The 15,109-nt window shown below is 66.3% G+C and carries 8 protein-coding genes; 3 read left to right on the top strand and 5 right to left on the bottom strand.

What is annotated here, in order from left to right:
- Positions 1 to 38: 38 nt before the first annotated feature.
- Entirely contained in the window at positions 39 to 1,097 is a 1,059-nt protein-coding gene (gene aroG / locus ACJRPG_RS21940) for a 3-deoxy-7-phosphoheptulonate synthase AroG (protein WP_408002230.1), read from the bottom strand.
- A gap of 348 nt (positions 1,098 to 1,445) precedes the next feature.
- Here aroG and ACJRPG_RS21945 point away from each other — a divergent pair, with 348 nt between their 5' ends.
- The gene (locus tag ACJRPG_RS21945; protein ID WP_408002231.1) at positions 1,446 to 4,325 is read left to right on the top strand and encodes a TonB-dependent receptor; all 2,880 of its coding nucleotides are present in this window, start codon (positions 1,446 to 1,448) and stop codon (positions 4,323 to 4,325) included.
- A 51-nt stretch (positions 4,326 to 4,376) separates the two neighbouring features.
- On the opposite strand, the gene ACJRPG_RS21950 is transcribed toward ACJRPG_RS21945, so the two are convergent.
- The 4 genes from ACJRPG_RS21950 to ACJRPG_RS21965 all read right to left on the bottom strand — a co-directional run bounded on the left by ACJRPG_RS21950 (position 4,377) and on the right by ACJRPG_RS21965 (position 11,683).
- Complete coding sequence (locus ACJRPG_RS21950; protein WP_408002232.1) at positions 4,377 to 5,102, bottom strand: REP-associated tyrosine transposase; 726 nt, start codon at positions 5,100 to 5,102, stop codon at positions 4,377 to 4,379.
- A gap of 107 nt (positions 5,103 to 5,209) precedes the next feature.
- The gene (tldD, locus tag ACJRPG_RS21955) at positions 5,210 to 6,670 is read right to left on the bottom strand and encodes a metalloprotease TldD (protein ID WP_408002233.1); all 1,461 of its coding nucleotides are present in this window, start codon (positions 6,668 to 6,670) and stop codon (positions 5,210 to 5,212) included.
- A 43-nt stretch (positions 6,671 to 6,713) separates the two neighbouring features.
- On the bottom strand, positions 6,714 to 7,511 hold the full coding sequence (locus ACJRPG_RS21960) for a carbon-nitrogen hydrolase family protein (protein WP_408002234.1): 798 nt from the start codon (positions 7,509 to 7,511) through the stop codon (positions 6,714 to 6,716).
- Positions 7,512 to 7,531: 20 nt separating this feature from the next.
- Positions 7,532 to 11,683 carry a YhdP family protein gene (locus ACJRPG_RS21965; protein WP_408002235.1) on the bottom strand — a complete coding sequence of 1,384 codons (4,152 nt, stop codon included), beginning with the start codon at positions 11,681 to 11,683 and terminating at the stop codon, positions 7,532 to 7,534.
- A 151-nt stretch (positions 11,684 to 11,834) separates the two neighbouring features.
- On the opposite strand from ACJRPG_RS21965, the gene glnE reads away from it, so the two are divergent.
- Together glnE and ACJRPG_RS21975 are read left to right on the top strand one after the other, a co-directional pair.
- Positions 11,835 to 14,579, top strand: a complete 2,745-nt coding sequence (gene glnE / locus ACJRPG_RS21970; RefSeq protein ID WP_408002236.1) for a bifunctional [glutamate--ammonia ligase]-adenylyl-L-tyrosine phosphorylase/[glutamate--ammonia-ligase] adenylyltransferase — start codon at positions 11,835 to 11,837, stop codon at positions 14,577 to 14,579.
- Between the two features lie 69 nt (positions 14,580 to 14,648).
- The gene (locus ACJRPG_RS21975; protein ID WP_408002237.1) at positions 14,649 to 15,104 is read left to right on the top strand and encodes a cache domain-containing protein; all 456 of its coding nucleotides are present in this window, start codon (positions 14,649 to 14,651) and stop codon (positions 15,102 to 15,104) included.
- The last annotated feature ends 5 nt before the right edge of the window (positions 15,105 to 15,109 follow it).

Here is a 15,109-nt window from a genome sequence, read left to right on the forward strand (position 1 = left end):
CGCAGAAATGAAAATGCCCGGCGCTGCCGGGCATTTTTTTATTCACCTTTCAGGCGGCGCTGGCGCACCGCTTCGGCCAGGCCTTCCAGCACCTGCACGCTGCTGTCCCAGTCGATGCAGCCGTCGGTAACAGACTGGCCATAGGTGAGTTCCTTGCCGGGCACCAGGTCCTGGCGGCCCGCAACGAGGTGGGACTCCACCATTACGCCCACGATGCGCGTGTCGCCGCCAGCGATCTGGCCGGCGATGTCGGCACACACCGGCACCTGGTTCTCCGGCTTCTTCGAGCTGTTGGCGTGCGAGGCGTCGATCATCAGGCGCGCGGCCAGGCCGTAGCCCGCGATCGCCTTGCAGGCCTCTTCCACGCTGGCCGCATCGTAGTTCGGCGTCTTGCCGCCGCGCAGGATGATGTGGCAGTCCTCATTGCCGTTAGTGGACACGATGGCCGAGTGGCCGCCCTTGGTCACGGACAGGAAATGGTGCGGCTGGGAAGCGGCCTTGATAGCCTCCACCGCGATCTTCGTATTGCCGTCGGTGCCGTTCTTGAAACCGACCGGGCAGGACAGGCCGGAAGCCAGCTCGCGGTGCACTTGCGATTCCGTGGTGCGCGCGCCGATGGCGCCCCAGGAGATCAGGTCCGCGATGTACTGCGGGCTGATCACGTCGAGGAACTCGGTGCCGGCCGGCAGGCCCAGTTCGTTGATGTCGCGCAGCAGCTCACGCGCCATGCGCAGGCCGTCGTTGATGCGGAAGCTGTTGTCCATATACGGGTCGTTGATCATGCCCTTCCAGCCCACCGTGGTCCGCGGCTTCTCGAAATAGACCCGCATCACGATTTCCAGGTCGCCCTTCAGGCGCTGGCGCAGCTGCACCAGGCGCTTCGCATACTCCATTGCCGCTTTCGGGTCGTGGATCGAGCAGGGGCCGATCACCACCATCAGGCGGTCATCCTGGCCGTGCAGGATGCGGTGCAGGGCGATGCGCGCATCGGCCGCGGTCTGCGAGGCCGCGTCGGTGCAGGGGAACTCGCGGATCAGGTGCGAGGGCGGGGTCAGTTCCTTCATCTCGCGGATGCGCAAGTCGTCGGTGCGTTGCATGGTCATTCTCCTGAAAATGTCGGGGTAAAAAAAAACCGCCATCGCTGGCGGTCTTTTGGTATTTGCTGGGACTCGTTTTGCTGCTTACGTGAACCGGCCGCTACTCCACCGCCTGAGGGCTGGAAAGCCAAAAATAAAAGTAGCCGGTAAAGAAAACGAAGCGGTGCATGGAACTTTTCCCTATGTGTTGGGGTCACTATAACAACAAGCCGCCACCTTTGGCAAGCGTATTGTCCGGCGGAATTGTGTAGCGCACAAACCACTCAGCAGATACTTGCATATCAAAATTGACATATAACTCGCACTCCTCAAGAAAAAACCAACCCACTCATTTTCTGGAGATATGTAATGCGAAACCTGAAGCTGCGCCCCCTGACGGGCGTGCTGGGACGGGCCTTTCCCGTCGCCGGCGTTCCCCTACTGCTGACCGTGCTCAGCGCCCCCGCCCTGGCCCAGACCGACGCCGCGCCGGCGCCGCAGGCGGCCCCGATCCAGCGGGTGGAAATCACCGGCACCAATATCCGCCGCGCCCAGGCCGAAACCGCCTCGCCGGTGCAGACGCTGAACCGGGCCGACCTGGAAAAGTCCGGCAAGACCTCGGTGGCCGAACTGCTGCAGACGCTGGCGGTCGATAACCAGGGCTCGGTGCCCACCACCTTCGGCGGCGGCTTCGCGGCCGGCGCGTCCGGCATCTCGCTGCGCGGCCTCGGCGCCGCGTCGACGCTGGTGCTGCTGAACGGACGGCGCGTGGCGCCCTATGGCCTGGCGGACGACGGCCAGAAGGTATTCGCCGACCTGAACATCATCCCGATGGATGCGGTGGAGCGCGTGGAGATCCTGAAGGACGGCGCCTCCGCCATCTACGGCTCGGACGCGATTGCGGGCGTGGTCAACGTCATCCTGCGCAAGGACTTCCAGGGCACGACGGCGCGCGCCAGCCAGGGCATTTCCGAGGAAGGCGACGGGGCCGACACGCGCCTGTCCATCACGCATGGCGTGGGCGACCTGGACAAGGACAGCTACAACTTCCTGTTCTCCGCCGAATACGGGCGCAAGCGCGAAGTGCGCAATATCGACCGCGCCGGACGCGGCCCGGTGGGCCTGGGCGACCTGCGCGCCTTCGGCTTCAGCGCACAGGAAGCGCTGGGCGGCAACGGCGCCATTACCGGCAACAATGCAGCGGGCAGCTCGATCGTCGGCAATGTGCGCAATCCCGCCACGCTCGATTACTACAGCCGCGGCAATCCGGCCGGGGTCGGCTTCACGCGCACCTTCCCGGGCGCCGCATGCTCCGGCCTCACCAGCCATCCGCAAGGCGATCCCGGCGGCGGCTGCCTGACCGACGCCGTGCAGCAGTATGGCGAAATGCAGCCGGACCAGGAAACCCTGAACCTGTACGGCCGCCTGACCTGGCAGCTGAATCCGGCGTGGCAGGCCTATGTGGAACTGAACGGCTACCACAGCTATACCGAGGCGAATACCACGCCGTCCGGCATCAATGCCAATGTGGGCTATCCGGGCGGGCCGGTCAGTAATGCGGGCGTGGCGCTGGGCGCCGGCCATCCGGACAATCCCTACTTCGGCAGCGCGGCACGGCTGCGCTACCTGGCCTGGGATGTGGGCCCGCGCCGCAGCACCATCAAGTCCACCTTCACGCGCGCGGTGGCCGGGCTGAAAGGCACGATGGGCGCCTGGGACATCGATACGGCGCTGCTGTTCTCGCAGAACAAGGTCGGCAACGACCGTTTCGGCTTCCTGCAGCGCAATGTCGTGTTTGCGCTGCTCAATCCGACGGCGGCCAATGTGGCGGCAGCGATGAGCAATCCCGGCTACGCCGCGCTGCCTGCCGGCAGCTACTGGCGCATTGGCGAGAATGCCGGCCTGAATTCGCAGGCCATCTACGACGCGATTTCGCCGATGATCAGCAGCGACGCCACCACCCGCCTGGCCCAACTGGACTTCAAGGCCACGCGCGAACTGGGCCAGCTGGCCGGCGGCGCCATGGGCCTGGCGGTGGGCGCCGAATTCCGTTACGAGAAAGCCGAGCTGATCCCGACCACGGGCACGGAAAGCGGCAATATTATCGGCCTCGGCTACTCGGCCTATGAGGGCCAGCGCCACTCCAGCGCCGTGTACGCCGAGCTGCTGGCGCCGGTGCTGAGTACGGTGGAAATTTCGGCCGCGATGCGCGCCGACCACTTCAAGCACATCGGCAATTCGTATACGCCGAAGGTGGGCGTGAAATGGACGCCGAACCGCGCCTTTGCGCTGCGCGGCACCTTCGCGCGCGGCTTCCGCGCGCCGAGCGCGGCGGAGAACGGCCGTGGCGGGCTGGCGGCCTTCACCAATGCGGACGACCCGCTGCGCTGCGCGCTGGGCGTGGAAGCGGCCTGCGATCCGGCGGCGGTGGCCATCATCACCTCGCCCAACCCGGCGCTGTCGCCGGAACGCTCGAAGAGCTATTCGCTGGGCATGGTGTGGGACCCGCTGCCGCGCACCAGCATCTCGCTCGACTTCTGGCAGATCAAGCGCAGCAACGAAATCAACCAGGAGTCCATCGAAGCGGCGATCGCGGCCGGCAAGGTGGCGCGCGACCCGTCGACGGCCGAGGCCGGCATTCCCGGCGATCCGGGCGGCATCACGGCGGTGCTGGCGAACTACGTGAACTCCGCCTCCACCAAGGTCAACGGCGTCGACCTCGACATGCGCAAGACCTTCCAGCTGGGCGGCGATGCCGGCACGCTGGCGGCGGACATCAAGTGGACGCACCTGTTCAAATGGGAGCGTACCGAGCGCGACGGCACGGTACGCGACTTCGCCGGCACGCACGGCAACTGCGACGTCACCAACTGCATCGGCACGCCGGACGACCGCGTCAACCTCGGCCTGACCTGGGACCGCGGCCCGCTGCGCCTGAGCGGCGTGGTCAACTACCGCGGCAAGATGGACAACACCTTGTTCAAGGACGATCCCGACGGCTGCGCCTTCCACTTCGCAAACGGCAACGACGCGCCAACAGGCTGCAAGCTGAGTTCCTTCACGACGCTGGACCTGACCGCGCGCTACAAGCTGAACACGAAGACCGAGCTGTTCGCCACGATCCAGAACGTGTTCGACAAAGAGCCGCCGCTGGACCCGCTGACCTACGGCGCCGCCGGTTTCAACCCGCTGGACTACAGCGGCGCTATGGGCCGCTACTTCAACCTCGGCCTGCGCCACCAGTTCTGACCCACAGCCGAGTCCGCGACACTATGGGGCCAGCCCCCTCGTGTCGCGGGCTCAGCCGCTCAGTTCCCGCAGCAGCCGCTGGACTGTTCTCATCGATACGCCAAAGCGGTCGGCGAGTTCCCGTGTGGTGCAGCCTTCCGCGCGGTAGGCTGCACGGATCGCGTCGGCCATGCCGGCCTGGCGTGAGGCGCGCTGCTCGGCGCGCGTCAGCGGCGGTTTCCCAACAGCTGCACCCTCCTCTACGAATGCGCAGAACGATGCGACCTGTGCATGCCTGTCTCCCCCACTGAACTGGCCGAGGAGCCAGCTGTCGTCGACACATCCCGGCCTTATCAGGGCGCCGCGCAGGATCGCGAAGCTACCCCAGCGCCAATCTTCAGCGCGCACCACGAGGCCGGCCCGTACCGGATTGAGCGCAATATAACGGGACAGCGCCAGCAGGTGGCTCTGGTCCTCAATGTGCTCGGCATAGAAGCGGCCCTGAAACACGTGCCCGCTAAGCTGGTGGCGCTTATTGAACGCCTGCGCGTACTGGCTATTCAGGTGATAAATGCTATCGGACAGATTGGCTGCCGGCGTTGCCGCGAGCAGGTGGTAGTGATTGGGCATCTGGACAAAGGCGTGCACGACCAGACCGTGGCGAACCACCGTGTCTGCCAGAAAATCCAGCCAGACCAGGTGGTCGCGCTCATCGAGATAGATTGCGGCGCGCCGGTTACCACGTGAAGTCACATGGTACAGCGCTCCGGGATAGAGGATGCGGACAGGGCGGGCCATCCGTCCAGCATAGCGCTCGCTGATACAGCGCGGTGTGATCCGCCGCAAAGGCGGATGAGGCCGCGACACGAGGGGGCTGGCCCCATGGTGTCGCGGCCTCGGCTGTGTCAGGCGGTGCCGCCGACGGTGACGCCGTCGATGCGGAGGGTGGGCTGGCCGACGCCGACCGGGACGCTCTGGCCTTCCTTGCCGCAGACGCCAACGCCCGGGTCGAGCTTCATGTCGTTGCCGATCATGCTGACGCGGTTCAGCACCTCGGGACCGTTGCCGATCAGCGTTGCGCCCTTCACCGGATAGCTGATCTTGCCGTTCTCGATCATGTAGGCTTCGCTGGCCGAGAAGACGAACTTGCCGTTCGTGATGTCGACCTGGCCGCCACCGAAGTTCACGGCGTAGATGCCGTTCTTCACCGAAGCGAGGATTTCATCCGGATCCTTGTCGCCCGCCAGCATGTAGGTGTTCGTCATGCGCGGCATCGGCAGGTGCGCGAAGGATTCGCGCCGCGCATTGCCCGTGACCGGCATCTTCATCAGGCGCGCATTCATCGTGTCCTGGATGTAGCCCTTCAAAATGCCGTCCTCGATCAGCGTCGTGCATTGGGTCGGGTTGCCTTCGTCGTCGATGTTCAGCGAACCGCGGCGGTCGGCTAGCGTGCCGTCGTCCACCACCGTCACGCCTTTCGCCGCCACGCGCTCGCCGATCCGGCCGGAGAAGGTCGAGGATCCCTTGCGGTTGAAGTCGCCCTCCAGGCCGTGGCCGATCGCTTCGTGCAGCAGGATGCCGGGCCAGCCCGGGCCGAGCACCACCGTCATCGGCCCCGCAGGCGCCGGACGCGCGTCGAGGTTTACCACCGCCGATTTCACCGCGTCGTCCGCATACTGCTGCAGCAGCGCATCGCTGAAGTAGCCGTAGTCGTAGCGCCCGCCGCCGCCGGAGGAGCCGACTTCGCGCCGGCCGTTCTGCTCGACGATCACCGTCACCGACACGCGCACCAGCGGACGGATATCGGCCGCCAGCACGCCGTCGCTGCGTACCACCAGCACCACGTCGTATTCGCCCGCCAGCCCGGCCATGACCTGCACTACGCGCGGGTCGCGCGCGCGCGCCATCTTTTCAACACGTTCCAGCAGCTTGACCTTGGCCGCCGCATCCAGCGAGGCCAGCGGATCGTGCGGCAGGTAGAGCGAACGCCCGCCCTGCGGCACCATGGACGACGCCACCTTGATCTTGCCCGCACCCTGGCGCGCAATGGTGCGCGTGGCCTGGGCCGCGTCCAGCAGCGCGCTTTCGGAAATCTCGTCCGAGTAGGAGAAGGCGGTCTTTTCGCCGGACACGGCGCGCACGCCCACGCCCTGGTCGATCGAGAAGCTGCCGGTCTTGACGATGCCCTCTTCCAGGCTCCAGCCTTCGTTCTTGGTGAACTGGAAATACAGGTCGGCGTAGTCGACCTTGTGCGTGAACATGCTGCCCAGCGTTTTCAGCAGCTTGCCTTCATCCAGGCCGAACGGCGTCAGCAGTACATCGCGTGCAACGGCCAGCGAGGACAGGTTCGGTTCAAATGGTTTCATAGTGGAACTCTTTTGCGTTATTCGTTGCGGCCATTGTAGTGGATTACATCGTGCGGTGCTTCAGGGCTGGCAGGCTCTCGCGCACGCTTTCGATGAAGCTGGGGTCGACTTCGCCATGCACAATGCCTTCGCCTTCCGCCAGCACGGATTTGACCTCGCCCCAGGGGTCGATCAGCATGCTGTGGCCCCAGGTGCGGCGCCCGTTGACGTGCTCGCCGCCCTGCGCCGCCGCCAGCACATAGCACTGGTTTTCAATCGCGCGGGCGCGCAGCAGGATTTCCCAGTGCGCGCGTCCCGTCGTGTAAGTAAAGGCGGCCGGCACCACAATCAGCGACACCGGCCCCATGGCGCGGAACAGTTCCGGGAAGCGCAGGTCGTAGCACACGGACATGCCGACCTTGCCCACCGCCGTCTCCACCGTGCCCACGTTCCGGCCCGGCACGATGGTGCGCGATTCGTTATAGGACTCCGTGCCTTTCGTGAAGCCGAACAGGTGAATCTTGTCGTAGCGCCCCACGTGCCGGCCCTTGGGGTCATAGACCAGCGTGGTATTGATGACCTTCTCCGCGTCGTCCGAGGCCAGCGGCAGGGTGCCGCCCAGCAGCCAGATGCCGTGCTCGCGCGCGGCCTGCGCCATGAAGTCCTGGATCGGCCCCCGGCCCAGCGGCTCGGCCTTCGCCACCTTGTCGCTGTCGCTCATGCCCATGATGGGCCAGTATTCAGGCAGCAGCACCAGCTTCGCACCGGTGGCGGCGGCCTGCGCCACCAGGCGGCGGGCGGTGGCAATGTTTTCGTCCACATTCGGGGTGGACACCATCTGGACAGCAGCAACGGTGCTCATGGCATTTCCTTTCGCTGGGGCTACTGGCTGCGGGTGGGGACCGCCTCCAGGCGATTGTTGTCGAGCTTGGTAATTACGGGCGCCTTCCACGGCCCCGTCACCTGCATCTGGTAGGTGAGCGCCTTCATCACGGGCGCGCTCAGGAAGAGCTGGGCGAGATAGCTGCCGAGGCCGATCACCGGGTTGACGGCCAGCGCATACACCAGCGGCGCCGTGCCCAGGTTGACCTGCGGGATCACCACCACGCGCAGATTGGTCGATTCGTGGGCGATGTCGGCCGTGCCGTCCATCAGCACCGTGGCCTGTACGCCGTGCATCTTGAGGTTATCGGTGCGCACGATGCCGTGGTCGATCACCGCATCGGCCGTGATGCCGTCGAAGGCCAGGCCTTCCGAGAACACGTCGTGGAAGTCCAGCTTGAGCAGGCGCGGCAGTGCTTGCAGGCTCAGCACGCCGAGCAGCTTGGCGGCGCCCGGGTCCTGCTTCAGGAACTGGCCCTTCTCCACATTCAGCTGCAGCTTGCCGGACAGGGTGGGAATATCCAGCGCATAGGGCAGGTCCTGCCAGGAGATATCGCCGCTCAGCTTGCCCTTGCCGCCGCGCAGGGTATCGGCAAAGCCGAAGCGCTCCAGCAGCTTGCCCGCATCGTGGATGTCGAGGTTGAAGTTGAGCGAACTGTCGTGGTGCTCCTTGTTGGCCACCCAGCGCCCGGTGCCGTGCAGCTCGCCGTCCGCGTTGATCAGGGCCAGCTTGCTGACGCGCCATTCGCGCGAGGTGGTCAGCAGCGCGTTATAGGCCTGCAGTTCCATGCGGCCCAGCGAACGGTTGAACAGTTCGAAACGCTCGGCCACGATATCGAGGGCGGGAATCGACGGCGAGCTGACGGAACGTTCCAGCAGCTCCTTCACCTCGCCCGCCGCCGATTCGGGAATGATCAGTGTGGACAGGCGCGCCGTGACCTTGCCGATGCCGCGGCCGGTGGGCGCTTCGTTCCAGCTCAGGTAGCCGCTGGCCTGCTTCGAGTCGATGCTGGCCTGCCACAGCGATTTCTGGTGCGTAGCCCCCACCACCACGTCGTCCAGCTTGCGGCCGTCGACGATCAGTTCGGTAGCGCGGGCCGCCACCGCATCCGGCACCACATACTGCGACAGGTCGGCGCCCTCTGCCGCCGGTGCTTTCGCGGCCTCGGGCGGGCCGGCGATCTCGCTGCCGAGGCTGGTCCACTGGTCCACGTCCAGCGACTTCAGGCTGGCATTGATCATCATGCCGCTGTCCGGTTCCGGCGCCGGCACATTGACGCCGATGCCGCCGCGCACCAGCTTCCACGGGCCCTTGTTCTGCTTCTGGCGCTGGTAGCGCGCGGCCACGCCGGAGCCGAGGGTGATGCGGATATCGTCCTGCGCCAGGCCCGCCTCGTTGGCGGAGCCGCCGTTCAGCGTGAAGCGCAGCGGCAGCGTGTCGGCCGCCGCTTTCTTCAGCGGGGCCGGGAAATCGAGGCCGGCGCCGGCCAGCGCCGATTCCACCACCACCTGGTACTGGTGGTCATGCGCCGTCACCATGCCGCTGTAGCGCGTGCTGCCGCTGATCCGGTTTGCCAGGCGCTGCATGGCCGGCGCCGGATAGGTCTTGCGCAGGCCCTCGGCCGTCACCGAACCGCCGAGCCGCACCTGGATCGTGCCGTCGCGCTGCGTGCCGCCCGCGATATTGATCGGGCCGCCCAGCAGCGTGCCGTTGAGTCCGTTCAGGTTGACGCCCTTCTCGTTGAATTCGATCTTGCCCGTCGCCAGCAGCACGGGCGGCATGTCGTGCCACAGCGTTACGTCATTGCCCTGCAGCGCCAGCGTTCCCAGCACCTTAGTGTCGCGCATATGCTCCAGCGGCATGCTGAGCTTCAGCGCCAGCTTGGCATTGCCACTGGCCGTGCTGTCTTCGGTGAAGTGGCCGATCCAGTCCAGCACCGGGCTGGCCGCCACATACTTGAGGAATTCCTGCATCGGCCCCATCGCCGTGCCGTCGATTTCCAGCACGCCGTTGTGGTGCGCCAGGTCGGGAATGACCGCCTTCACATTGGCCAGCGCCACGCCGCCGGTGCGGGCCGTATCGGCCTTGATTTCCATCCGTGCGCGCTCGAACAGGAAGCTGCCGCGGATCTTGTCGGCCTGCGGCCACAGCGGGGTCTTGCCGTCCCTGCCGTACCAGCCCGGTTCATAGTTCAGGCGGCCGTCCACGATGCGCCCGCCGATGCGGAACTCGCCCTTGCCGCGGTCCGGCGTATCGGCGGCGAAGGGGAAATGCGCCAGCTCGCCGCGCAGGCGCAGGCTGACGTCGCGCGCCATGCCCTCTTCCAGCGCGCCGCTCAGCCAGTGCTGCAGGTGTTCCGGCGTTTTCAGCGGCAGGTAGCGGCCGATACGGTTGATCTGGAAACCGTCCAGCTTGCCGCTGAAATCGGCCACGCCGGGGCCGCCCTTGCCGCCGCGCGGCAGCAGGTGGGTGCCGGAGAGGGAGGCGCTCATGCCGTCCTGCACCAGGTCCAGCTGGTCGACACTCAGCTTGATATTCGCGGGATCGTCGAGCTGCCAGCCGGCGTCCAGCTTCAGGCTCTCGAAGGGCATGTCGACTTCGGCGAACCAGGCCGGCATGCGCAGCACCAGGCCCGGCGCATCCAGCCGCAGCCGGCCGCCCTTCTCGCTCGCGTCTACCGAGCCACTCAGCTTGTCGAAGCCGGGAATATTCGGCAGCGCAGGCAGGGCAGGACCGCTGCCGCTTTTCGGCAGCGCGGCGCGGGCAGCGACCGGCGACAGCCCCAGCTCCTGCAGCTCGGCCTGGATGCGGTAGTTCTGCGGCGCCGCCGCACTGCCCTGCCATTGCACGCTGAGGTTCTGCACGCGGCCGCGTGGCGCGGCCTCGTCCATCAGCGCCCGCACATTGGACGGCAGCGGCAGGCGCGTGGCCAGCTCGGACAGTATCTTCAGGTCCAGCAGCTGCGCCTTCACTTCGGTATGGGCCGGTTTGCCGCCCAGCGCGGGCGTGAATTTTTCGGACAGCGTGGTCGGGGCCAGCGCCACGCCGTCGCGCGTGCGCAGCGCCAGCCCCGTTACGCTGGCCTTGTGGCCGTAGGCGCCGAATGCCTCCTGGCGCGTGCTGCCGCGCGGCAGGCGTTCTTCGCTGATGGCGAAGCGGCCGGTCAGCGCATCCACGTCCAGTTCCGGCAGATCCTTGCCCAGCACGGCCACCACATCGTGCAGCGCCACATCGGCCGTCACGCCCTGCAGGCGCGCATGGTCCACCGTCAGCCAGGCGCGCAGGGAGCCGCGGCCGGAACGCAGCTCGGCCGCTACCGGGAGATAGGTCTTCCAGGCCGCCAGGTCGGCATTGCGCACATCGCTGTAGATCTCGCCCTTCCACTGCCGTATGTCCGAGATGCGCGATGTAAAGGCAGGATGCGTGAGGTCGGCGCGCACATCGAGCGCCCCGCCCAGTTCCTTCGGCGGCGTGGCCGTCAGCGCGAACTGGTGACGGCGCCAGTGATTGCGCATCAGCAGGTTCACGTTCTGCAGGGCCAGCGGCGCCGTATTGCGCTGTGCGTCAGTCCAGTCCAGGCGGCCTTCGCGGATCACGATCTGCGGCTGGGTCAGCAGCCACTCCGAGCCCTGGCCGTCGTCGCGCTTGTTGAGATCCACTGGCAGGCCTGCCGCATACAGGCGGCCGTCGGCATCGCGCCGCACTTCGATATTGGGGCGTATCAGCTCCAGCGATTCGAACTGCACGGCGCCGGTCGCCACCGTCCACCAGGACAGGGTGGCGGACACGCTGGGCAGGCGCAGCGCCTGCTTGCCTTCGCGGTCGCGCAGCACCACGTCGCCGAGGAAAAGATTGGGCCGCAGGCCGGACCACGACGCATACAGGCGCTCGATGGTGACGGGATTGCCGACGGCATGGCTGGCCATGCGCTCGATATCGCCCTTGTAACGGTCGATATTCGGCAGCACGCCGTATTTGAGGACCAGGAACAGGCAGGCAAAGAGGAAGTACAGCAGCAGGGCCGTCTTCAGCACAAAACCCAGCACATGGTGGGTGGCCAGGTTGCAGATGCGATAGGCGGCACTGAGCCGGTGCCAGCGCGCGGCCAGAGGGCCTTCGCCTGCCACATTGTCTTCTTCCGCTTTTTCCATCAATCTGCTAATAACTCAGGCCCGGGGGCCGGTTGCCCGGCGTAAAATAAGTCGCCAAAATCGTTCTCTTGCCTGGACGGCCATTCTACCGCATCGCCCGGCGACTTCCGACGACGCTTTACCGCAAATTACATAAGGTTACTTAAGCCCGATGACGTCCAGCCTCCTCCCTGCATCCCGTTTTTACCAGCGCTGGCTGGCCGCCGCCCCCGGCCGCCAGGCCAAGGTTGATGCATTGGCGCAATTATCGCTTGCGAACGTGGATCTTGCTGAACTTTTGGCAACAGAACGCAAGCATGGCGAGCTGCCGCTGGGGCGCGGCATGCGCCGGCTGCGCAACCTGCTGATCGCCACCCTGATCCGGCGCGACCTGGAAGGCAAGGCCGACCTGGCGGAAGTGGTGGAAACCGTCACGCGCCTGGCCGACTTCGCCATCCGCGAGCACCTGGCCGAGGTGGATGCCGAGCTGCGCGCCGCCCACGGCGTGCCGACCGGCGCCGAGTCCGGCCAGCCGCAGGAGCTGATGGTGCTGGCCATGGGCAAGCAGGGCGGCGGCGAACTGAACGTCTCCTCCGATATCGACCTGATCTTCGTGTACCCGGAAGACGGCGAAACCGTGCCCACGGCGCCGGGCCAGCGCGTGCTGTCCAACCACGAATACTTTATCCGTCTCGGCAAGAAACTGATTGCCGCCATCGCCGAGATCACGGAAGACGGCTTTACCTTCCGCGTCGATATGGCGCTGCGGCCGAACGGCGGTTCCGGTCCGCTGGCCGCCAGCCTCGGCATGGTGGAGCAGTACCTGATCGTGCAAGGCCGCGAATGGGAGCGCTATGCCTGGGTCAAGGCGCGCGCCGTCACGGGGCGGCCCGAGGACATTGCCGCGCTGGAGCAGATCGTGCGGCCCTTCTGCTTCCGCCGCTACCTGGACTTCGGCGTGATCGACGCCATCCGCAGCATGCACGCCCAGATCCGCGCCGAGGTGAACCGGCAGGAGCGCCTGCATCCGGACCGCAGCAACAACGTCAAGCTGGGCCGCGGCGGCATCCGCGAGATCGAATTCCTGGCCCAGGTATTCCAGCTGATCCGCGGCGGCCGCGACCCCAGCCTGCGCGACCGCTCCACCCGCGCCACGCTGCGCCAGTTGCCGGACAAGGGCCTGCTGGAGGCGGACATCGTGCAGCGCCTGCTGGACTCCTACACCTTCCTGCGCAACCTGGAGCACCGCCTGCAATACCTGGACGACGCCCAGACCCACACCCTGCCGCCCAATCCGGACGACCAGCTGGCCATCGCGCACATGATGGGCCTGCCCGACGTGCCCACCCTGCTGGCCCGGCTGGACGCCCACCGCCAGTTCGTGGCCGGGCAGTTCGACGCCATGTTCGCCGACAAGAGCGGCGGCGAGGAAGGCATCGAACCGGAAACCAGCAATGAATGCGCCGATCCGGACAACCGGGAGGCGATCGAAGCGCGCTTTGCCGCCCTGCGCTACGCCGACCCGGCGGCCGCGGCCAACCGCCTGATCGCCACCTGGCAGGCGCCGCGCCTGCAGTCGCTGCCGGAAGCCAGCCGCAACCGCCTGGTCGCCCTGGTCAATGCCGCCCTGCCCCTGATCGCGCGCGCCGATGAGGAGAATGCGGCCGGCGACCAGCTGGCCACCCTGGGCCGCCTGCTGGACTTCCTGGAAGCCATTGCGCGCCGCTCGGCCTACCTGTCGCTGCTGACCGAATACCCGCATACGCTGCAGCGCGTCATCACCATGATGCACGCCAGCCGCTGGGCCGCCACCTTCCTCAGCCAGCACCCCATCCTGCTGGACGAGCTGCTGGACGACCGCATCCGCAACGCCGTGTTCGACCCGGCCGCGCTTGCGGCCGATCTCGATGCGCAGCTGGCCGCCGCCAAGGGCGACACCGAGCGCCAGCTGGACATCCTGCGCGAAGTCCACCATGCCCAGCTGTTCCACCTGCTGGCACAGGACCTGGCGGGCGACCTCACCGTCGAGAAGCTGGCCGACCACCTGTCCGCGCTGGCCGACGTGATCGTGGCCGCCGTCGTCAAATGCGTGTGGGCCACGGTCGCCACGCGCCACCGCGAGGTGCCGAAGTTCGCCGTCATCGCGTACGGCAAGCTGGGCGGCAAGGAGCTGGGCTATGTGTCCGACCTGGACGTGATCTTCCTGTTCGACGACGAGGACCAGGACGCCCCCGGCAACTACGCCAAGCTGGCGCAGCGCTTCATTACCTGGATGACCTCGCACACTTCGGCCGGCATCCTGTTCGACATCGACGTGGCGCTGCGGCCGGACGGCGCCAGCGGCATGCTGGTGTCCAGCGTGCAGGCCTTCGAACGCTACCAGCAGAATTCGGCCTGGGTATGGGAGCACCAGGCGCTGACGCGGGCCCGTTTCTGCGCCGGCGACGCGGAGATCGGCGAGCAGTTCGAGAAGATCCGCTGCCAGGTGCTGCGCAAGGAGCGCGACGCGGCGGAACTGCGGCGCGAAGTGCTGGCCATGCGCAAGCGCATGCACGAGGCGCACCCGAGCCGCGGCGAACAGTTCGACCTGAAGCAGGACGAGGGCGGCATGATCGATATCGAATTCATCGTGCAATACCTGGTGCTGCGGCATTCGGCGCAGTACCGCGAGCTGACCGGCAACATTGGCAATATCGCCCTGCTCAAGCTATGCGGCAGCCTCGGCCTGATCGATGCGGCGCTGGCCGGCGGCACGGCGGACGCCTACCGCGCCATGCGCAAGCTGCAGCACCAGCTGCGCCTGCAGGGCCAGGACCAGTCGCGCGTCGATCCTTCGCGGGTGGAGCAGCATGCCGCCAAAGTCACGGCGCTGTGGCAGGCCATGTTCGGCGATGCGGAAAGCCAACAGTCCGCCTGAGAATCCTTGGCTGGCAGAAAGGCGCGGGCGTATATTGAAGCTACTACACAACAAAGGGAGACCTTCAATATGAAAGCTTATCTGAGCGGCATCGCCATCACGCTGAGCCTGATCGCAGCCCCCGCGCCGGCGGCGGACCGGGGCGCGGCCAACGAGGCGGTGGCCATGGTCAAGAAGGCCGTGGCGCTGGCCAAGGCGGAAGGCAAGGACAAGATGATGGCGGCGATTTCCGACCCGGCCAACAAGGACTTCCATGACCGCGACCTGTATATCTACGTCTATGACCTGAACGGCGTCGCCCTCGCCCACGGCAACAATCCCAAGCTGGTCGGCAAGCCGCTGATCGGCATGAAGGATGGCGAAGGCAAGGCCATGATCAAGGAAATGGTGGATGTGGCCAAGGCCAAGGGCAGCGGCTGGGTCGACTTCAAGTGGCCCAACCCTGTCACCAAGGCCGTGGAGCAGAAGTCCGGCTACATCGAAAAGGTGGACGACTACCTGATCGGTTCCGGCATCTACAAGTAATCGCC

Origin of the sequence: Pseudoduganella rhizocola (assembly GCF_045984285.3) — a bacterium.
GTDB lineage: Bacteria > Pseudomonadota > Gammaproteobacteria > Burkholderiales > Burkholderiaceae_D > Rugamonas.